This is a genomic window from Holophagaceae bacterium, assembly GCA_016720465.1.
Lineage (GTDB): Bacteria > Acidobacteriota > Holophagae > Holophagales > Holophagaceae > JANXPB01.
The window spans coordinates 116,698-136,716 of sequence record JADKKO010000001.1; the positions used below are offsets into that span (position 1 = coordinate 116,698).

18 protein-coding genes are annotated in these 20,019 nt (G+C 63.1%); 14 read left to right on the plus strand and 4 right to left on the minus strand.

Annotated elements, in window-relative coordinates; genetic code table 11:
* Positions 1–64: 64 nt before the first annotated feature.
* The 3 genes from IPQ13_00510 (at position 65) to IPQ13_00520 (ending at position 4,316) form a co-directional block, all read left to right on the plus strand.
* Positions 65–1,123 carry a zinc-binding dehydrogenase gene (locus tag IPQ13_00510; GenBank protein MBL0209390.1) on the plus strand — a complete coding sequence of 353 codons (1,059 nt, stop codon included), beginning with the start codon at positions 65–67 and terminating at the stop codon, positions 1,121–1,123.
* Between the two features lie 382 nt (positions 1,124–1,505).
* Complete coding sequence (locus IPQ13_00515) at positions 1,506–2,555, plus strand: bifunctional UDP-4-keto-pentose/UDP-xylose synthase (GenBank protein ID MBL0209391.1); 1,050 nt, start codon at positions 1,506–1,508, stop codon at positions 2,553–2,555.
* Positions 2,556–2,636: 81 nt separating this feature from the next.
* Positions 2,637–4,316 (plus strand): glycosyltransferase family 39 protein, encoded by a 1,680-nt coding sequence (locus tag IPQ13_00520; GenBank protein ID MBL0209392.1) that lies wholly within the window; start codon positions 2,637–2,639, stop codon positions 4,314–4,316.
* 17 nt (positions 4,317–4,333) lie between these two features.
* Here the strand turns inward: IPQ13_00520 and IPQ13_00525 are convergent, their stop codons facing one another.
* A complete protein-coding gene (locus IPQ13_00525; protein ID MBL0209393.1) occupies positions 4,334–4,648 on the minus strand; it encodes a hypothetical protein in 315 nt (104 codons plus the stop codon).
* Between IPQ13_00525 and IPQ13_00530 the strand changes: the two genes are divergently transcribed.
* From IPQ13_00530 to IPQ13_00540, 3 genes are all read left to right on the plus strand, one after another.
* Positions 4,647–6,140 carry a glycosyltransferase family 39 protein gene (locus IPQ13_00530; GenBank protein ID MBL0209394.1) on the plus strand — a complete coding sequence of 498 codons (1,494 nt, stop codon included), beginning with the start codon at positions 4,647–4,649 and terminating at the stop codon, positions 6,138–6,140. The two genes, IPQ13_00525 and IPQ13_00530, sit on opposite strands and share 2 nt — an antisense overlap.
* 19 nt (positions 6,141–6,159) lie before the next feature.
* Positions 6,160–6,537: a 4-amino-4-deoxy-L-arabinose transferase gene (locus IPQ13_00535; protein ID MBL0209395.1), complete on the plus strand. Its 378-nt coding sequence runs from the start codon at positions 6,160–6,162 to the stop codon at positions 6,535–6,537.
* A 69-nt stretch (positions 6,538–6,606) separates the two neighbouring features.
* Positions 6,607–9,384 (plus strand): TonB-dependent receptor, encoded by a 2,778-nt coding sequence (locus IPQ13_00540; protein ID MBL0209396.1) that lies wholly within the window; start codon positions 6,607–6,609, stop codon positions 9,382–9,384.
* A gap of 54 nt (positions 9,385–9,438) precedes the next feature.
* Here IPQ13_00540 and IPQ13_00545 read toward each other — a convergent pair whose 3' ends face one another.
* Positions 9,439–11,484 (minus strand): flotillin family protein, encoded by a 2,046-nt coding sequence (locus IPQ13_00545; protein MBL0209397.1) that lies wholly within the window; start codon positions 11,482–11,484, stop codon positions 9,439–9,441.
* A 141-nt stretch (positions 11,485–11,625) separates the two neighbouring features.
* Here IPQ13_00545 and IPQ13_00550 point away from each other — a divergent pair, with 141 nt between their 5' ends.
* Together IPQ13_00550 and IPQ13_00555 are read left to right on the plus strand one after the other, a co-directional pair.
* The gene (locus IPQ13_00550) at positions 11,626–12,267 is read left to right on the plus strand and encodes a hypothetical protein (GenBank protein MBL0209398.1); all 642 of its coding nucleotides are present in this window, start codon (positions 11,626–11,628) and stop codon (positions 12,265–12,267) included.
* A gap of 30 nt (positions 12,268–12,297) precedes the next feature.
* Entirely contained in the window at positions 12,298–13,452 is a 1,155-nt protein-coding gene (locus tag IPQ13_00555) for an MFS transporter (GenBank protein ID MBL0209399.1), read from the plus strand.
* On the opposite strand, the gene IPQ13_00560 is transcribed toward IPQ13_00555, so the two are convergent.
* The gene (locus tag IPQ13_00560; GenBank protein ID MBL0209400.1) at positions 13,421–14,158 is read right to left on the minus strand and encodes a class I SAM-dependent methyltransferase; all 738 of its coding nucleotides are present in this window, start codon (positions 14,156–14,158) and stop codon (positions 13,421–13,423) included. The two genes, IPQ13_00555 and IPQ13_00560, sit on opposite strands and share 32 nt — an antisense overlap.
* Before the next feature lie 34 nt (positions 14,159–14,192).
* Here IPQ13_00560 and IPQ13_00565 point away from each other — a divergent pair, with 34 nt between their 5' ends.
* Positions 14,193–15,608 (plus strand): aminopeptidase P N-terminal domain-containing protein, encoded by a 1,416-nt coding sequence (locus IPQ13_00565; protein MBL0209401.1) that lies wholly within the window; start codon positions 14,193–14,195, stop codon positions 15,606–15,608.
* A 111-nt stretch (positions 15,609–15,719) separates the two neighbouring features.
* Here the strand turns inward: IPQ13_00565 and IPQ13_00570 are convergent, their stop codons facing one another.
* On the minus strand, positions 15,720–16,274 hold the full coding sequence (locus IPQ13_00570) for a hypothetical protein (GenBank protein MBL0209402.1): 555 nt from the start codon (positions 16,272–16,274) through the stop codon (positions 15,720–15,722).
* A gap of 103 nt (positions 16,275–16,377) precedes the next feature.
* Here IPQ13_00570 and IPQ13_00575 point away from each other — a divergent pair, with 103 nt between their 5' ends.
* From IPQ13_00575 to ribA, 5 genes are all read left to right on the plus strand, one after another.
* Positions 16,378–16,890: a transcriptional repressor gene (locus IPQ13_00575; GenBank protein ID MBL0209403.1), complete on the plus strand. Its 513-nt coding sequence runs from the start codon at positions 16,378–16,380 to the stop codon at positions 16,888–16,890.
* Between the two features lie 50 nt (positions 16,891–16,940).
* Complete coding sequence (add, locus tag IPQ13_00580; GenBank protein ID MBL0209404.1) at positions 16,941–18,008, plus strand: adenosine deaminase; 1,068 nt, start codon at positions 16,941–16,943, stop codon at positions 18,006–18,008.
* A 42-nt stretch (positions 18,009–18,050) separates the two neighbouring features.
* Entirely contained in the window at positions 18,051–18,404 is a 354-nt protein-coding gene (locus IPQ13_00585) for a hypothetical protein (GenBank protein ID MBL0209405.1), read from the plus strand.
* Positions 18,405–18,493: 89 nt separating this feature from the next.
* Positions 18,494–19,063: a hypothetical protein gene (locus IPQ13_00590; GenBank protein ID MBL0209406.1), complete on the plus strand. Its 570-nt coding sequence runs from the start codon at positions 18,494–18,496 to the stop codon at positions 19,061–19,063.
* 90 nt (positions 19,064–19,153) lie between these two features.
* A complete protein-coding gene (gene ribA / locus IPQ13_00595) occupies positions 19,154–19,810 on the plus strand; it encodes a GTP cyclohydrolase II (protein ID MBL0209407.1) in 657 nt (218 codons plus the stop codon).
* Positions 19,811–20,019: the final 209 nt, after the last annotated feature.

Genomic DNA, 20,019 nt, shown 5'->3' on the forward strand with positions numbered 1-20,019 from the left:
CGCGGATTCCCTGATTGGGCCCTGCTGGGATAATCAAGCCGATTCAACGGGAATGGAGATCCGCATGAGCAGCCCCTATCGTTTCCGCGTGAAGGAGCACGGTCCCGCCGGTTCAGTGGCGCGAGAGGCCTTCGAGCCTCGAGATCCAAAGCCCGGCTGGGTGAGGCTCGAGCTGAGGGCCATGGCGCTCAACCATCTGGATCTGTGGACCACGGTCGGGCTGAAGGGCTACCCATTGGCGCTGCCGCTGACGCCTGGCAGCGATGGCGCGGGGACCGTGGCGGCCGTCGGGGAGAACACGGCCTTGCCGCCGGGCGTGGAACTGCACGGCAGCGCGATGATCGCGCCCGGGCTCTCCTGCGGCGTCTGCGCGGCCTGCCTGCGCGGCGATGACATGCTCTGCCGCGACTATAAAGTGATGGGCCACGCCTGCGACGGCACAGCGTCCACCCATGTGCTGGCGCCCGCGGCCAACCTGCTGCCCATTCCGGGCAACTGGGATTTCGAACAGGCGGCGGCCTTCCCCCTGGTGTTTCTCACCGCCTGGGAAATGCTGGTGCACAAGGCGAAGCTCAGGCCCGGTGAATCGGTCCTGGTGTGGGGCGGCGGCAGCGGCGTGGGCAGCGCGGCCATCCAGCTGGTGAAGTTCCTCGGCGGCCGCCCCATCGCGGTGGTCGGCGACCAGATGAAGGCCGTGAAGTGCTGGGAACTGGGAGCCGAACACGTCATCGTCCGCGGCATCCAGGATGTGGCGAAGAAGGTCAAGGATCTGACCCAGAAACGCGGCGTGGACCTGGTCTTCGAGCACACCGGCGCGGCGAGCTGGGAGACCAGCGTCTCCGTCGTTGCGCGCGGGGGCCGCATCGTCACCTGCGGGGCTACCACGGGCCGGGAGATCACCCTGGATCTGCGAACCCTCTTTGCAAAACAACTCACCTTTTTTGGTTCCTACATGGGCCGCCGCGAACATTTATGGACCTTGCTGGATCTGGTGCAGCGCAATCCCACCAATCCGCCATTCCGACCCGTCATTGATCGTGTTTTTGATCTTGCGGACTATCCCGAGGCCCAGCGGCATCTTGCGGCGGGGCAGGGATTCGGGAAAGTCGTGTGCCGGGTCTGACCACAAAGCGAAAAGCTGGACCACAAAGACACAAAGACACAAAGAAAAAGGTGGAGCCTTGTGGGGATCCAGGTAGCCGCGCGGGGTTCACTGCAACGCGCTGGTGCGCATTGGAGTGCTTCGATAACTGAGCTCCGACGATGATCTAGTACAGCCCAACAGCCGCATCCCCATCCGTCGGCACCGCATGGACGAACTGAGCCAGGCATTGGGGATTTGGTTCTGAACCTCATCTTTGCTTTTCTTCGTGTCTTTGGGTCTTTGTGGTCAATATTTTGTTCTTTTAATTCTCGAAATCTTTGTGGTCTCAGTGTCTTTGTGGTTCTAGGACTGCCTTTGTGGCGCACCGCTGGTAGACTCAATGGTTTGGCCTGGAGCGTGCATGAAAGTCCTCATCCTCGGTGTCAACGGATTCATCGGTTCCCATTTGGTGGGACGCATCTTGCGCGATACCAACTGGGAGGTGTTCGGGATGGATCTCGGCACCCACAAGGTCACGGAACATCTGGGCCATGACCGCTTCCATTTCGTGGAAGGCGACATCACGATTTCAAAGGAATGGATCGAGTACCACGTGAAGAAATGCGACGTGGTGCTGCCCCTGGTAGCCATCGCGACGCCGAAAATCTATGTCCAGGATCCGCTGCGGGTTTTCGAGCTGGATTTCGAGGAGAACCTCCGTATCGTGCGCCAATGCGTGAAGTACAAGAAGCGCGTGGTGTTCCCGAGCACTTCGGAAGTCTATGGCATGTGCCCGGACGCGGCCTTCGACGAGGAGACCTCTCCACTGGTGACCGGCCCCATCCCCATGCAGCGCTGGATCTATTCCACCAGCAAGCAGCTGCTGGACCGCGTGATCTGGGGCTATGGCCAGCGGGATGGTCTGAAATTCACCCTGATCCGGCCTTTCAATTGGATGGGCCCCAAGCTGGACAGCCTCAACACAGCGAAGGAAGGCAGTTCCCGGCTGGTGACCCAGTTCGTGTGGAACCTGATCCAGGGCGAACCGCTGCAGCTGGTGGATGGCGGCGCGCAGCGCCGGTGTTTCATCGACGTGGAAGACGCCATGGACGGACTGATGATGGTGCTGAAAAATGAGGGCGGGAAGGCCGACGGCCACATCTTCAACATCGGCAATCCCAAACTCGACCACAGCGTCCGCGAGGTGGCGGAGATGCTGCTGGAGCTGTGGCGGGTCCACCCCGAGCGCATCAAGCGCAATATCCCTTTGTCCGGGTTGGTGGAGACCAACAGCGGAACCTTCTACGGGAAGGGCTACCAGGATGTGCTGACGCGGACACCCAGCATCCAGCGGATGCAGGACGCCTTCGGGTTCGATCCCAAAGTCAGCATGAAGGAGGCCCTGGCCAAGAGCCTCGACTTCTTCCTGAAAGAGTACGAAGCCATGGAGCAGGTGGAGGAGGAGGCCTGAGTCCAAAGCCCCGGATCCCTGGGACTCCTTATGCGTCCTGCGGACCTCAAGATCCAAGACCCAGGACCCGAGACAGCCACCATGACGAAGCGTGACCGCACTACCTACCTGCTGCTCTGGGCCATCCTGGGGCTGCTGCCGCTGTTCATGCGGCCGATGTGGGAACCCGATGAGGGCCGCTACGCGGAAATTCCCAGGGAAATGCTGGCTTCCGGGGATTGGCTTACGCCAACCCTCAACGGCGTGCTGTATTTCGAAAAACCGCCGCTGCAATACTGGATTTCCGCGGCATCCATGAAGCTCTTCGGATTGAATGCGGCGGCGGCCCGGCTTCCGCTGGCGCTGGCCTGGCTGATCCTGATGTGGTGCGCCTGGCGCCTGGCCCGGCGCCTGGGCGCCCGCGGACCCATCTGGGCCCTGGTGATGACCGCCACGGTCCTCCTCACCTTCGTGTGCGGCCAACTGCTGACGCTGGACGCGCTCTTCTCCTCCTTCATGGTCCTGGGGCTCACTGCCGCGTTGGAGGCGGTGGCGGCCCGGTTTCGCCAGGAACCCCCGACCGGCTGGACGCTGCTGACCTACATCGCCTTGTCGGCCGCGGTGCTCACCAAGGGGCCCGTCGCGCTGGTGCTGCTGGTCGGGATCTTGGGATTATCGCTGCCCTTCGCTTGGAGGGATCCGAAGCTTCGAAGAGCGGTGCTGATGATGGGGTTCAACCCCCTCGGCTGGCTGCTCTTCTTCGCCTTGACTGCGCCCTGGTTCTACTTCGTCAACCAGGCCAATCCGGGGCATTCGCAATTCTTCTTCATCCATGAGCACTTCACACGGTTCCTCACCCACGAGCACGCGCGGCAGGGCTCGGACAATCCCTTCCTGGACAAGTTCTACTTCCTGGGAATCCTGGCGGTGGGGATGCTGCCCTGGCTCAGCCACAGCATCGTCGGGCTCAAGCGGGGCATTGCCTTCGTGCGCCGGAGCACAGGTCCACAGGGCATTGAAGGCGCGTTGAACCGTTGGACCGTCGCGACGATGCTGATGGCGTTCGCCTGGCCACTATTCTTCTTCAGCGTGTCGGGCTCCAAGCTTCCCCCCTACATCCTGCCGGTGGTGGTGCCGATGCTGGCCCTGGGCTGCACCTTCGAGGAAAAGGGGGAGGAATTCCGCAGCCTGAAGCGGATCGCCATCGAGCTGTTCGTGCTGGGCGCCATCTTTCTGATCGGCGGATTCGCCTTCGCCAAGGAACTCAACCAGGCCCACGGCTGGGTGGCCGGACTGGGCGCCGCGTTCGGGCTGGTGGGGCTGTTTGCCCTGTTCCCCAAGCACCTGACCGCGCCCCGCTGGATGGCCGCCCTGGGCGGTTGCATGCTCGCGCTGGTCTTCGTGTCGGATAAAGTGGCCAGCGCGGGCAAGGACGCGGCTCCCCTGATCCATCGCGCTCCTTCGAATGCCCAGTGGATCAGTTTCGGTGTCTACTTCCAGGGCCTTCCCTTCCACACTCATCAGCGTTGCGTGGTGGTGGCGGGCACGGGGGAATTGGGATTCGGCAAAAGACAGCTGGCCCAGGCCGAGCAGGATCGGTGGTTCATGGAGGATCCCCTGCAACTGGGTGCGGTCGCCCAGCGGATGAGGTCAGAGGATCCATCGCGGCCGGTGTTGGTCCTGGCCCACCGGGAGGATTGGGGCCGATTGCCCGAGGCGCACAGGGCGGAGTGGCAGGAGCTTGGGCGTAATCCGGGGATGGTGCTGGCCCGCTTCAAATAGGACCCGTCATTCCAGGCCTACTTTTCCTTCAAGGCCTTCTTCACGCCCTGGCCGGCTTCCCTGGCGCCTTTCGCGATGTCCTGGCCTGCTTTTTTCGCGCCCTTGCCGACGGCTTTTCCTGTCTTTTTTGCGGCCTTGCCGATGGAGCTGCCACTTTCTTTCGCCGCCTGGCCGACCTTTTTCCCGCCTTCCTTGGCGGTCCGTCCGACCTTCTTTCCCGCTTCGGCCAGGTCCTTTCCAGCCTGCTTGAAATCCGATTTGATCTGCTCCTTGGCGCCCTGGGCGGCGCAGGGCAGCATGGCGAGCAGGGTGCAGATGATGAAGGTGCGCATGGGGCCTCCGCTTCCCATCGAGTATGCGCTTTGCCCGGCGGGGGTGCCGGGTGACACTGGGTGGATGGATGAATTTGATGAATTTTCCGAGCACCGCGAAACGCCGGTTCCGGGACAGCGGATGGGGGAGTGGGTGCGAAAGCACCGCATCGTCATCCTGTATGCGATGTTGCTGCTCGCCGTAATGTCCAGCCGGGGCTTGTGGGGGACCGAGGAACTTCGAATCCCGGACCTGATCCATGACCTTCCGGCTTGGGGAAATCGGCCCCCCCAGGCCTCCGGTGGTCCATCCATCCTGTACCTCTGGCTGATAAAAGCTTCGGCGGGACTGGCCGGACCGCTCGGCAGCGGATCAATTTCAAGTTTTCCGACCTGGGCCTTGCGCCTTCCTTCTGTGGTGGGCTCCATCCTGTTTCTTCATTTTTTCCGACGGTGGGCGTCCCGCTTTCTCCAAAGTGATGTGGCTGGCCTGGCGACGCTGGTGCTCTGTTCCACACCGCTGTGGTTCTGGCAATCGCAGGCCATCCAGGTGGACCTGCTGTATTCCGCCCTGCTCGCCGGGAGCTGGCTCTGTTGGCTGGCCGGCTATCTTCTGCTGCGCCGGCTCGCCGATGGCACCCAGAATGAGCACCGGCGCTGGTTCGCCTGGTCGCAGGTCTGGTTCGGCCTCGCCATTCTGCTCAAAGGACCGCAACCGCTTCTTTTTTCGGCGCTGCTGCTTCTCCTCTTCCTAGCCTGGCAAGCTGATTGGAAGGCCCTGAAAGAAACCCTGATGAATTGGGGGCTGCCCATTCTTTTCATCCAGGGGGTCGTGGGATATGCCTGGAACCTTGTTCCGGTTCCAGACGTTTCCTCGGTGCTGCACGCCTTTTCAAGGATTCAATCCGGCTGGGTCTACGCTGAATACCTGGCGCGGGACCTGTTCCCATGGGTGCTGCTGCTGCCGGCTCTGATCCTTTTCCTGAGAGGCAGCGGCGCCCACAAAGCGCCTCTCGTCCGCTTCCTGATGCTCGCGTTCCTGGTTCCATTTTCTACTTGCCTCTGGGGAGATGGGACGCGGGGAACCGATCCGCTTTTGGCCTATCCGTTCGTGGCGCTGCTGCTGGCGGGATTGCTCCAGCCCGTCTACGTGGCAGGCGTCAGCGCCACCCGCATCCGCCGCATCGGCGCCGTCCTGGCCGCGGCCCTCGGGTTGGCGGCCATCGCTTTTTTCGCGGTGAGCGTGATCCGCCTGGGGGGTGCGGAACTTCAAAGCGCCATCGCACCCATGCTTGGATCCCTGCGCCTGGCAACGCTGGTGCTGGCCCTGGGGGCGCTTTCCGTGGCCATCCGATGCGCTTCGGGCGAAGGAGAATTCCTGGTGCGGGAAACCGCTGCGACCATGTGCGTGGTGTTTTTCATCGTGGGATCGTGGGGGTTCCGCGGTCTGGACTCCAAACTGCATACACCGACCTTTGCGAACGACCAGGCCAGACCCCAGTCCCTGAAATGAAATCATCGAGAGGTGAACCATGTCCCCCAACTTCAAGGCCATTCCGCTCATTCTGCTGGGGGTCTTGCTCAATGCCCTGGCCCAGATCTGTTTGAAGAAGGGGCTCCAGGCGGCTGGCGGGCTCCAGGTGGAACTGGGGTCGCTGGTCCGGGTGATGCTGCAGCCCTGGGTGCTGGCGGGGCTCCTGTGCTACGCCGTAAGCGTGGTGGTGTGGCTGGGGGCGCTCTCCCTGGTGGACGTGAACTATGCCTACCCGTTCCTGGCGCTTGGTTTCATCGCCAATGCGCTGCTGGCGCGCGCCTTCCTGGCGGAAGTGATCCCGCCCATGCGCTGGGTGGCTCTCGCCATCATTGTGATGGGGGTGGGGCTGCAGGCCTGGAGCGGCAAGGGGCATTGAATGGTTTTTGCCATGTACATTTAATGTTTTTGTCAGATAGACTGGCTCCTTCACCTCCTAGGAGTTTTAGTGCGTCTTCTGGCCATCTCCACAAACCGGCTTCGCATTTCCGCCCTCGCAACGCTTCTTGCGGGCGCCTCCCTTTGCGCGCAAACCACCGGTTCGCTGCGGGTGTCCGCCAAGGACGCCAACGGGAAGCCGGCGGCCGGCGCGCGTTTGAGCCTGGTGTCCCTGGACCGGGGCGAAGTCCGGACCCTCGAGACCGATGCCGAAGGCGTGGCTGGAACCTCCGGCCTGATCCCCGGCCGCTACCGGCTCAACGGCAAGGAAGTGCTGCTCCGTCCGGATGAACGGGTCTTCATGGCCGTGCGCATCGGGGACGCGCAGGCCACTGTCGCAGTGGAAGCTTCACCGCTGTTGGCGGAAACCAGCTCGGTGGGGGTGCAGACGCGGTTCACGCAGGCTGAATTGCAGAGCCTGCCCTTCGCGCCGCACCGCTTCGTGGAGCACAGCTACCTGGCGCCGGGCATCACCCCCAGCGGCAAGCCCGAGCCCGTGGTCTACGGCTCCATGCTGGACGCCAACGCCTTCCTGGTGGATGGCATGAGCACCAATCTCAGCTCCACCGGCCGCTTCGGCATGAACATGAGCAGCGAAATCCTGGAAAGCCAGGTCATCACAACCGGCGGCCACAAGGCGGAGGATGGATTCGCGGCCGGAGCCGTGTACAACCAGGTCACCCGGAGCGGCGGCAACGAGTTCCACGGAGCCCTTTTCGCGAGCCGCATCAACCGCGGGAACAATGCCAGGCCCGAGGCCGGCAAGACCAATTCCCCGGATGAGCGCCCCACGGATGCCTCCGAATTCGGCTTCTCCTTCAGCGGCCCGCTGCTCAAGGACAAATTGTTCTTCTTCGGGGCCTTCAACCGCCAATTGATGGCCCAGGATTTCGAGAATGTGCAGCCCATCGGCACGCCGCCCCATCGGCGGATCCAGTCCGAAGACCGGAGTTACCGCTTTCTCAAGCTCTCCTGGGTCATCAATGAGAACCATCGCCTGGACCTGAGCTGGTTCGGCGATCCCGTCATCCAATTCAATTTCGACCTGGCCGGGGACAGCTCCGTGAAGGATTTCCAACAGGCCAACCGCACCCGCGGCGGCAACAGTTTCCTGGCGAAGCACGTCGGGCTGTTGGGCGGAAATCTCGCGTGGGAAAACACCATCGGATTGCACCAGACGGCCTTCCAATGGTCGCCGGCCACGCCCGAGGCCGGGCCTTTCCGGGGCCAACTGGATGCGGCCGGCGGCGAGTCCTTTGGCCGCAGTCCGGAGGACCGCCTGGAGCGCGTGAAAAACCTGACCGTGAAGAGCGAACTCACTTGGTACTACGGCGAGCACGTGGTCAAAGGAGGGATCCAGGCCCTGGATTCGGAATTCACACGGGTGTATCTGCGTCCCTCCGGCGGTCTCTCCTACCTGGATCGTGCCGCCGGAGGCGCAGGTCCCAGCGGAGGGGATCTTGCTGCCATCCGCGCGGGCTTGATCGCCCATGGCGGAAGCGATTACGGGTATGCCAGCGCGGACAGCCTGGCGACCCCGAGCCCTGTGTCAGGCCAGCTCGCCGGCGGCCTGGCGAGCTTCCTCTACCGGCGGACCCTCAGCGACTTGAATGAGTACGGGAATCCGCTCAAATCCAGGACCATCGGCCTCTACTGCCAGGACGACTACCACCTCGACGCATTCTGGACCTTCAACCTGGGTCTGCGCGTGGACAGGGCCAGCGCCGATGGGGAGGACGGCCGGGAACTCTATAGCCAGACCCTATTCAGTCCGCGCCTGGGATTGTCCTGGACTCCCGACGGCCGCGGGCAGACCCGTGTGTTCGGCTATTTCGGCCGCATCTTCAGCCCGCCCTCGCCGGGCGCGCTGCGCCCCGCGGGCGCGACGACCGATGGGCCTTCCACCACGCAGCAGGTCTGGGTGCCATCCCAGGCGGCCTGGAAGACTTATGCCTCCGCTGGTGTCGTGGTGCCGAAAACACTCGCAGTGCAACCTGGTTTGAAGTCGCCTTCCACCGATCTGATCCAGGTCGGCGCCCAGCGCGTCCAGAATCTTGGGGCCTTCTTGGGCGAATGGACTTTGGATGCGCTTTACACCCGCAAATCCATGAAGGATCTCGTGGACACCTACAACCCTGCCTGGGGCTACCTGGCGCCCTCGGATCTCGGGCAGACGGCTTTCACGCCAGGAGTTCGGATCATCGGCAACCTGCCGGGTCTGAAGCGCGATTACAACGGAGTGGACCTGGTGGCCGAGCATGCCTTCCAGGGCGGCCATTGGATGCGGTTCAGCTACACGAATGCGCGCTTGAATGGCAATTCCGAGGTCGGTAATGTGGCCAGCAGCTCGCCGTCCAATACGGGGTTCGCGCAGATCCCAGGGCTGGCGGAGGATTACCGGCAAGGCCGGTACGACGGCCCGCTCAACGAGGATGTCCGCCACAACTTCAAGGCCTACGGCCTGGCCAAACTGCCCCGGAATCTTGAGCTTTCGGGCACCTTCAACATCCGTTCGGGTCTCCACTATGGGAACCTGGCCAGGATTTCCGGAAACACGGTTTTGGCGCCGGGCGAAATCCGCGGCAACCGGGAGCTGCCCTGGGCCCGCAGCTTCGACATCACCTTCGCCTGGCATAAGAAAGTCCAGGGCGCGGACCTGCGCCTGGGCCTGGATGTCCTGAATCTCACCAATGCGCAACCCTTGAGCGCCACGAACAACCTGGCCCAGAAGCCCAACAACTTCCAGCAGGGCCGGGTGATGCAATTCAGCGCCAGGGCTTCTTTCTAGGCAAAGGGGCGGGATCATCCCGCCCCTTTGCCACCTCATCGCCTCGGCCCCGGCTTACGCTTCGGGTTTTTTCATCTGCGCTTTCAGCGCGTCGCGCATGGCCTGGACCTCCGGGTCGCGCGCGGTGGGGGCCGTGACGCCGACGGTTTCGCCGAGCTTGGTGGTCATCAGCAAACCGAGCAGATTTTCGATGAGGTTGCCTCCGCCCGCGCCACCGCCGGACATGTTGATCTTCGGCACCACATCGATCTGGCCCTTCTCGATGGCCTCGGCGAAGCGGTTCATGACCTGCTGGGTGAGCTGGAACTGCGGGCCGCCGTAGGCGCGCACCTGCTCTTCGATGGCGATGGCCTGGGCGATTCCGACACGCGCCGCGCGCTCGGCTTCGCCATCGGCGATGGCCTTGATGCGCTTGCCTTCGCCTTCGCCCATGATGCGCACTTTCTCGGCTTCGGCGCCCGCCAAGGTCTGGATGCGGTTGGCCTCCTGCTGGGCCCGGGCGTAGTCCGCCTTGCCCTGGTTGCTCTGCACGGTGATGGATATCTCCGATTCCGTCAGCATGGTCTGCTGCTTGGCTTTGGCTTCCGCTTCGCGCAATTCCCGCTCTTTCACGGCCGCGCCCTGCTGTCGGGAATAGGTCTCCACCTGTTCGTTGGCGATCTGCCTTGATCGGAGCTGGATCAGGATCTGCTCGATCTGGCCGCCTTGAGTTCCGCTGGTGGGCGTGCCGATCAGGACTTCCTGCAATTCCAGGTTGTACTGTTCGAATTTGGTGCGCATCTGGACGCCGGACTGGTCCTGGATGGCGCTGCGGTCCTGGATGAGCTGGATGAGCGTGCGGGTCTGGCCGATATTCTTGAAGTAGGCGGCCACCATGGGATCGAGCGTCTGTTCCACCAGCCGCTTGATGTCGCCGAAGCGCTGGATGACGAGCGGCGCCTTGCGGTAGTCGATGTGCACCACCACCGACAGCGGCAGGCTGGGCTCGAAGGCGTCCTTGGTGATGAGGCTCACCTCCGCCAGGTTCTCGTCGTAGCGGTGCGCTCCCACTTCAGACTGGCTCCACTTCAGGATGAAGTTCGTGGTGGGCACCATCACCACCTTGCCGGCGTAGGTGTTGAAGGCGTACTTGCCCGGCAGCAATGGATCGTTCCACACGCCGCGGGTGCCCACGGCCACCAGCTCGCCGTGCTTGTAGTCCGCGCCGGTCATGTCCGTGCCCTCGACGCCGGTGTAGCTCACCACCACGCCCACGGTGCCCACTTCCACCACGGTCTTGGGGATGGACTCCACCGTCGCGAAGAGGCGGTTCACGTAGTAGGTGCCTTCCACGATGACCTGGAGCTGGCGGCCGCGAAGGCCTCCCGCCTTCAGGAATTTGTCCGGGTCCTGGAAGTTGTTGTGGTAGGTGTCGGGATGCGCGGGATCGTTGCCCACGGAGGGCGCGATGATCTCGTCGGACGGCAGGCTCGGCCCGTCGTGGACGGTGATGACGCCGATGATGTCGTCGGTGCCCTTGATGACCACGGGGCGGTAGCCGCCCCGCTCGGCGATCACAGCGCTCATCTTGGTGAAGGTGTCCACCTCGCTGCGGTCCAGGGGCAGGTAGAGCATCTGGTCCTCGGTGAGCACTACGAACTGCACCAGGTTGATGGCGTAGATGCCTTCCCGGAGGATCATGCGCTGGGGGCCCTTGGTGCCGCCATTTTGCAGGAAGGCTTCCACGTCCTGGAAATCCCGCGCGCGCTCATTGGAGGCCAGGGCCTGGGAGGCCGGGAGGTCCTTGCCGTCCCTTGCGAAGACGTAGCCGATCTTGCCTTGGGGGATGGTGACCAGCGGCATTTTATGGATGCGGTACTGGAAGGGCATGAGGAGATGCCAGCCGCCGCGGAGGAGACGAGGCTGGAAACCGGCCTCGCCATTCAGCGCGATGAGGCCGGTTTTCACGGACCCCTTCCCGCTGATGAGTTTTTCCACGATGCCTACGCGGTTGTTGGGGATGTACCGGATCCATTTCGAGAGCAGCACCAGCAGGAAGATGGAAAGCAGCGCCAGCAGGAAGGTGGTGCCGGGGTGGCCGAGGAACCATGCGAGGTCCATGAAGACTCCTTTCAAAGAGCAGCGTTGATTCTAACCCTGGCGAAAAGCGGCTCTCAAAGTTGTTCCATGGCGCCGCCAAGGGGCCTGAACCCATCGGCCAGCCGGAGGGTTGATGGGTTATGCTGGCTTCCAGGTTTGTGCATGGACGCTTACGAAAACGACTCGGAATGGCTCGCCTGGCTGAAGGTCCGCTGGCCGCTGGTGATAGGCGGCCTGGTGGTGGCGGCCTGGGGCTGTTCCAACTGGAATTCCCGCGCCGTAAGCCATTCGGCGGGTGTTCTGGTGGCCGAGGAGCCCTTGCAGGAGAACCTGGAGGCAGGCTCGTCCTGGAGCGCCAAAGACCACCGGTTCAAGGCGCTGGCCAACTTCCACATCCGGGCCAGGGTGCTCTCCACCGAACGCTACCGATTCGACCGCGCAGCGGAAATCTCGCCGGTAGATTTCGCGATGGGGTGGGGACCCATGTCCGATTCCGCCGTGCTCAACAAATTGAATGTCAGCCAAAGCGACCGGTGGTTCCACTGGAACGCGAGGACCTTGCCTTTGTCCATGGACGTGATTGTTTCCCACGCAGCCAATATGCATATGATCCCCGCCACCAAAGCGGTGGAACGCCGGCTCCTCAGCGTCAGGGAAGGGCAGGTCGCGACCCTGGATGGCTACCTGGTCCACGTGGATGGAAAGGACGGATGGAAATGGGACAGCTCCCTGACCCGCGAAGATGCAGGCGATGGAGCCTGTGAAGTGATCTGGGTGGAAAAGGTTTCGGCGGCCGACCGTTAGCGGTCCCCAGGGTCGTCTACCATCGAAGGCATGCCGCGTCCCTCGCCGAAGTCACTCGCTCTCTTCGTGGTGGGCTTGGCTTTTTTCACGGACATGTTCCTCTACTACCTGCTGGTGCCGCTCCTGCCGATCTACGCGCGGGAACTCCACCTGGGGCAGATGCGCATCGGTCTGCTCTTCGGCAGCTACGCCATCGCCCTGGTGGCCGTGACGCTTCCCCTGGGCAGCCTGGCGGATAGAGTGGGGCGCCGCCGCCCCATGCTTCTCGGATTATTAGCGCTTGGAGGGACCACGCTGCTTTTCCTGTTCGCCAAGAATTATTGGCTGCTGGTGCTGGCGCGCGGGCTCCAGGGCGCGGCGGGCGCGGCTACCTGGATACCCGGGATGGCCCTGCTCGCAGACCACTTCCCACGAGAACAGCGCGGAAAAGCCATGGGCACCGCCTTCGCCTGCGCCAACCTCGGCGTGCTCACCGGGCCGCCCATCTCGGGCTACCTCACCCAAGGGTTCGGTGCCTCGGCTCCCTTCATCCTCGGCATCGGATTGGTGGCGCTCGATGCCGCGGGCCGGGCTTTCCTGCTGGAGGAATCCTCGACGGACAGAGGCGACCGGATCAGTCCACGGGCCCTGGTGAAAAACCCCGTGATCCTAGTATTCAGCGGCGCCCTGGCCATGGGTTCGGCGTTGTGGGCGGTGCTGGAGTCCACGCTGCCGCTGCACTTCGATGCGGTGATGCATTTCGGTCCTGGCCAGATCGGCCTCTGCTTCGCCGCGGCGGCGGCCACCCATACGTTGACCTCGCCATTGATGGGGCATTTGTCGGATCGCATCGGCCGCAAGAAAGTGCTCATCCTTGGCCTGGCTTTGAGCGCGGTGTTCATTCCCCTGCCGGTGTTCTTCCGCCATACGGCTTTCGTCTTCGCCAGCATGATGGCCCTGGGCAGCATCGCGAGCCTGATCATGTCGCCCTCGAGCCCCGCGGTGGCGGATGCGGTGGAGAAGACCGGGAGCACCAGCTACGGGTCGGCTTTTTCGATCCTGAACATCGCCTATGCGGTCGGCATGATGGTGGGGCCCCTGGTGGGCAGCGCGCTGGTGCAGGTGCTGGGGCTGCAGGCGGCGCTGATCCTGGTGGGACTCGGTTTCGGCAGCTTCATCCTGGCGACGAGGAAAGTCGCGGCTTGAGGGCGCGGTAGATCCACCGGTCCGCGTCGTAGGTCCACGGTCCGCCGTGGAGCCCGCCGAAGGCATCTTCCAGATCGAAACCTGCGGCCTCCAGGAAATTCCGGACTTCCACGTCCGTGGGAATCCAGATGTCATGGCGGAAGGAACATCCGCCCTGCTTCCGCTCCGTCCAGATGCGTTTCCGGTCCGGGCTCCAGCGAACGCGCTCACGGTAGCCGAGGTCTTTCAGCTCCACCCATCGCCCCTCGCAGGACGCCACCCCGCGCTCCAGCGATTCGCGGCCGCAAAGATCCAGCAGCAGCGTTCCTCCAGGCCTCAGCACCCGGGCGAATTCCTGGAGCTGGCGGAGGTTTTCTTCCTCCGTGGCAAAGTACCCCCAGGACGTGAAGGCGCAGAAGACACCATCCGCGCAGGCCGCCCGGAAGGGGAGGGCCCGGAAATCCAGGCGCAGGATGGCGCCCGGGTGTTCCACGCGGTGGCGCCTCAGGTTCAGGGCGCTGAGATCGCCGCCGATGACCTCATGCCCACGGGCTTCCAGGGCGGGCCGCAGGCGGCCCCAGCCGCAGGGCAGATCCAAGACCAAGGCTCCGGCTTCCAATCCCAGCAGAGCCGCCAAGGCCGGGCCTTCGTGGGCGGCATCGCCTTCCTTGTCACGGTAGTGATCGAAGTAGGCGGGGTGGTCGAAGTCGTAGGCGAACCAATCCATGCCTGAAAGTGTAGATTGGAAGCTGGAGGCCAGGATGTTCCGACGCACGGCACTGATCTTTGGTTGCGCCGCGGCGGCGGCTTCGCTGTCGGCCCAGGTTCCGGTGGCGGGCTATCACGGGCTCCGCCTGCCAGTCGCCTTTTTTGCCGGAAACCGCGAGCGGCTGCTCCAGCACCTGAGGAACCTGGGACCGGGCACCCTGGCGATCATCAAATCCATGCCTGAGCAGCCCCGCAACGGCGATGCGGGACAACCCTTCCGGCAGGATTCGGATTTCTACTACTTGACGGGGGTGGAAGAGCCCGGTGCCGTCGCGCTGCTGTCCGCCGATGGCGACAAACCCTACACCTTGCTGGTGCGGTCCCGCGATCCCAAGCGGGAGGCCTGGAATGGACCGCGGCTGGGCGTCGAAGGCGCCAGGAACCTGGGAGCGGACCAGGCTTTTGATTTTCCAAAAGGCGACGAGGTGCTGCTCGAGGCCATCAAGAAAGCCCAGCGGATCGTGCTCGTCTGCAACCTGGACCGCGAGTTCCGGACCCGGATCCTCGATGCTGCGCTGCCGCTCGGGACGGACAACAACCACGGGCAGTTCAAGAAGTCCGTGGTGGACGGACGCCACCTGGTGGCAGAGATGCGTTCCATCAAACAACCCGCTGAGCTGGACATGATCCAGAAGGCGGTGGAGGTGAGCATCGAGGGCCATCTGGCCGCCATGCGGGCCACCCGGACGGCCGCCAATGAAGGCCAGGTGGCCGGGGCCTTCGAGGGTGCGGTCCGCGGCCTGGGCGCGCGCTTCCTCGGCTACGACACCATCGCCGGGGCCGGGAACCAGAGCTGCATCCTGCACTATCCCTTCAATGACGCGCCGCTGCATCAGGGCGAACTGCAGCTCATGGATGCGGGCGCCGAAGTGGGCTATTACACCGCCGACATCACCCGCACCTGGCCCGTGAACGGGAAGTTCTCAACGGACCAGCGGGCCCTGTATGATCTGGTCCTCAGGGCCCAGGAGGCTGGCATCGCCGCTTGCGTGGTGGGCAGCCCGCACATAGCCGCCCACTATGCGGCTTCGCGGGTCGTGAGCGATGGTCTGGTGGACCTGGGCATTCTGAAGGGCGGCAAGGACGAGGTTTATCAGCGCGGCGATTGGAAGCGGTTCTTCATCCACGGCACCGGGCACTGGCTGGGGCTGGATGTGCATGATGCGGGGGACTATGGTCCCAAGGATCCGATCTACCGCGCGGGAGGGCGGCGGCCCTTGGAGGCCGGCATGGTGGTGACGGTCGAGCCGGGACTTTACATCCCAAAAGGCAGCGAAGGCGTGGATCCCAGATGGCAGGGCATCGGCGTCCGGATCGAAGACGACATCCTGGTCACCAAAGCTGGACCGAAGAACCTCAGCGCGCGCCTGCCCAGGGAGGCCGAAGACGTGGAGCGAGCGCTCAAGTAGCTCGGAACAACGAGCCCTGGGCCAACCCGGTGGCGCCCTGCGCTCACCTCCAGGCGCAACTCAGGCCTGGGTTCGAGTCCCTCCCAGGGGCCAGGAACCAAGGGCAAAAGCTCAAGCTTCAGGAGTGTCGTCCTTCTTCACCAGTTTCACCGGGGCGGCAACCCTGGGGAGGTTGGCGACGCCCCTCCAGACGTAGCGAGTGCCCCTTTTCTGGCCCTGCTTGAAGATGACGCCCTCGTCTTCGAGTTCGGCGAAGAAGCGGCGGAGGGTGGCGGGGGCCCAATCACAATCGGAGAGTTCCAGGCCGTCCTGCGCTTCAAAGCTTGAAAGCGCGCCCCGGTCCTGGAGCAGGGCGACCAATCGGGACCTCAATTCTTCCAATTCCTGCCGGGAGCGGCGCACCTTGGTCTTGAAATCCTGCACCAGGCTGGGCGGCCCGGGGACGAATCCAGTGGAAGGCGGGGCAGGCTGGACGATCGAGGCGGGTGCCGCGGCTTCGTGAAGGAGGCCGCCATCCAGGTAAATATCAGTGTCTTCGGCCTTGAATAGCACCACCACGGTGCTGGCAGGGATGCCTTCATTGTGGAGCGCCTCGATGACCCGGTCGCCGATGCGCTGTTTCTGGACCCTGGAAAGAGTTGAGGTGTGTATAACGACCATTGCCATGGGCAACTCCAATTTGCGGGTGAGATACCAGTCTAAGTTTGCTAATAAACAGGTCAAGCAACTTTCCTGAAGAATCCTATTAAGCTGTTGGTTGGGGGTCCCCATGGTCAGAACCCAAGCTGCTCGTAGACACGCCTACCCGGAAGAACAAGCTCGTTTCGAAGCCTTCCTCAGGAGCCGGGACCTGAAGTACACCGGCGAGCGCAAAGCGCTGCTGGACGCGGTATTCACGGCCAAGCACCACTTCGACGCCGACAGCCTCCACCTGGCCTTGCGGCAGAAGGGCAATGAGATCTCGCGGGCCACGGTCTACCGGACCCTGGACCTGCTGGTGCAATGCGGGCTCGTGCGCAAGCAGAGCCTCGGCGACCAGCATGCCCATTACGAGGCCGTCCACGGCGATGAACATCACGATCATCTCATCTGCCTGAACTGCGACACGATCATCGAATTCTTCAGGCCTGACCTGGAAGCAATGCAGGAGACCATCTGCAAGGAATTCGATTTCAAGCCCCTGCACCACAGCCTGCAGATATTCGGGATCTGCCGCGCCTGCCAGGCCAAAGGCACCGAGGGGCTCGATCTGGCCCACCGCGTGAGCCAGCTGCACGCGTGAGCTGAACGCCCGGGATTTGTCTTAAGGACGGCCCGGCGCTAGCCTGGACCATGGCTAACCTCACGTACCAAGACATCCAGCGCCTTCCGAAGACCGACCTCCATGTCCATCTGGACGGGTCGCTGCGCATCCCGACCATCCTGGAATTGGCGGAAGAGCAGAAAGTGAAGCTGCCCGCGGACAGCGTGGACAAGCTCCGTCCTTTCGTGGAGGTGGGCGAAGAATGCAAGTCCCTGGTGGAATACCTGAAGGCTTTCGACGTCACGCTGTCGGTGATGCAGACCTACGATTCCCTGGTACGCACGGCCTTTGAACTGGCGGAGGACGCGGCCAAGGAGAATGTCCGCTACATGGAGGTGCGCTACGCGCCGATCCTCCACCAGCAGAAGGGCTTGACGCTGCACACCATCGTCCAGGCGGTGCTGGAAGGCCTCAAGCTGGCCAGCAAGAAATACGGCATCCGCACCGGCGTGATCATCTGCGGCATCCGGCACATCAGCCAGGAGATGGGCAACAAGATGGCCGATCTCACGGTGGCCTTCAAGAACAAGGGCGTGGTGGGTTTCGATCTGGCGGGGGCCGAGGAAAACTTTCCGGCCAAGAAATTCAAGGATGCCTTCGGGCGCGTGCTGGCCAACAACATCAATTGCACGCTGCATGCCGGCGAGGCCTACGGCCCCGAGAGCATCCACCAGGCCATCCACCTGTGCGGGGCGCACCGCATCGGCCATGGCGTGCGGCTCATCGAGGATGGCGACCTGATGAACTACGTCAACGACCACCGCATCCCCCTGGAATGCTGCCCCCTTTCCAACGTGCAGACCAAGGCCGTGAAGCGCATGTCGGACCATCCCATCCGGCTGTTCTACGACCTGGGGCTGCGGGTGACGGTGAACACCGACAACCGCCTGATGACCAACACCACCGTGAGCAAGGAATTCCTCACCATCCACGAACAGCTGGGCTTCAGCCTGGAAGAGATCAAGGAACTCATCATCATGGGCTTCAAGAGCGCCTTCCTGCCCTACGCCATCAAGCGCGCCATGCTGGGCGAAGTGGTGGAAGAGCTGAAGAACTTCAAGCCCAAGAGCCTGGAGAGCAAACGGGAGCATCTGTAGGGAAGGGCCTGCGGCCTGATAACCTGATGCCTGGGGCCTTCAATGCTTGACCGCCTGCAATCCTTCCTGGACCAGCATTCCCGGGTGCTGCTCACGACCCATGAAAACCCGGACGGCGACGGGATCGGGGCTTGCCTGGCTCTCGCCCATTACCTGCGGTTTCTGGGCAAGGAGCCGCGGATCGTGGTATCTCCAGCCGTGCCCGCGAACCTGCGCTGGCTGGACGCGGATGGCTGGATCGAGGTGTTCGATCCCACGGGCGCCCACGCGGAGTTAGCCGCTTGGCCGGAGGCCTGGCTGTTGGTGGATGCCTCCGAGCCCCATCGCCTGGGCGTGATGCGTCCGGCCTTCGAAGCCACCAAGGCCCCCCCCGCGCCTGCCTGGACCACCATCTGAAGGAAGCGCCCCGGGGCTTTGAATTCGAATTCACGGATCCAAAGGCCACGGCCAGCGGCGAGCTGGTCTATGATCTCGCGGCTCCCCGCATGGGGTTGCCGCTGCCTGCGCCCATGGCCGAAGCGGTCTATGCGTCCTTGATTTCCGACACGGGGAATTTCCGGTTCTCCAACTCCACGGGCAAGGTGCATCGCCTGGCCGCCGGACTCATCGAACAAGGCGTGCAGCCGGCCCGGAGCTACCAGAGGATCTATCTGCAGGATACGCCCTCGAAGGTGAGGCTCTGGGGCCGCGCCCTGGAGCGGATGGGGTTGTTGGGCGGTGGCGCCTTCGGCCTGATGGTCCTCAGCCTGGAGGATTTGAGGGTCTGTGGCGCCACCCACGATGATCTCGATGAACTGGTGCAGGAACCCACCAGGCTGGCTTCGGTCGAGGTGGCGGGGTTGCTTTACGAATTGGCGGATGGCCGCGTCAAACTATCGCTCCGGTCGAAGGAGGCCGTGGATGTGAACGCGGTCTGCAAGCTGTTTGGGGGCGGGGGCCACCGCCTGGCCTCCGGCGCCAAGCTCGACGGACCCATGCCGGCAGCCCGATCACGGGTGGAGGCGGCGGTTCTGGCCCAGTTGACCCAGGATCTGCCACAGACGCGAAGGCAATAAAAAGATGTTCAAACATTTGTCCCGGTTCCAAAATGACGGCATCAAATGGAAGGAGGACCCATCCTTCCTCCATCCTTGGAAAGCTGATTAATGTCCAAAGAGTGCAGCAACGCCCCCAAGCTGGACCTCGTCCAGAAGTTCGAGACCGAGGCGGTCCCCTTTGTCGCCAAGGCGGATGTGCCCTCGATCTTCGGCAAATTCACGGTCTATGGGTTCCTCGAAAAGGCCACGGGCAAGGAGCACCTGGCGGTCGTGGCGGGCGACATCGACAGCCGCAAGCGCATCAACGTCCGCATCCATAGCGAGTGCCTGACCGGCGAAGTGCTGGGCAGCCTGAAATGCGATTGCCGGCAGCAGCTGGAATCGGCCCTGCGCCACATCGGCGAGCACGGCGGCATGGTGCTGTACCTCCGCCAGGAGGGCCGGGGCATCGGACTGCTGAACAAGCTCAAGGCCTATGCGTTGCAGGAGCAGGGCCACGACACGGTGGAAGCGAACCAGCTGCTGGGCTTCGCGGACGACCTGCGCACCTATGGCTCGGCCATCGAGATGCTGCGCTTCTTCGGCATCCGCAAGGTGCGCCTGCTCACCAACAATCCGAAAAAGATCCTGGCCCTGGAGGACGCGGGCATCGAAGTCATGCGCGAGGTCCACCAGCAGGCCAGCAATCCGCACAACCTGCGCTATCTGAAGACCAAGGCCAAAAAAAGCGGCCATCTGCTGAGCTTCAAGGAAGAGCCGCTATAGGATCCGGCGGGTTTCAGCGGAAAAGCGTGGAGCCGCGAAATAGGCGAATAGGCACGAAAAATAGCACGGTGTTTATCCCGTGTCCTTTCGCACCGTTCACGGTCAGGCTTTTCCACCCATGCCACTGAACTCTGATGCGGTAATCTGGATGCCTCGTCTTACGAGCCCATTGCCGAGGTTTCAATGCGTCTTGGATCGCTTGCCTGTCT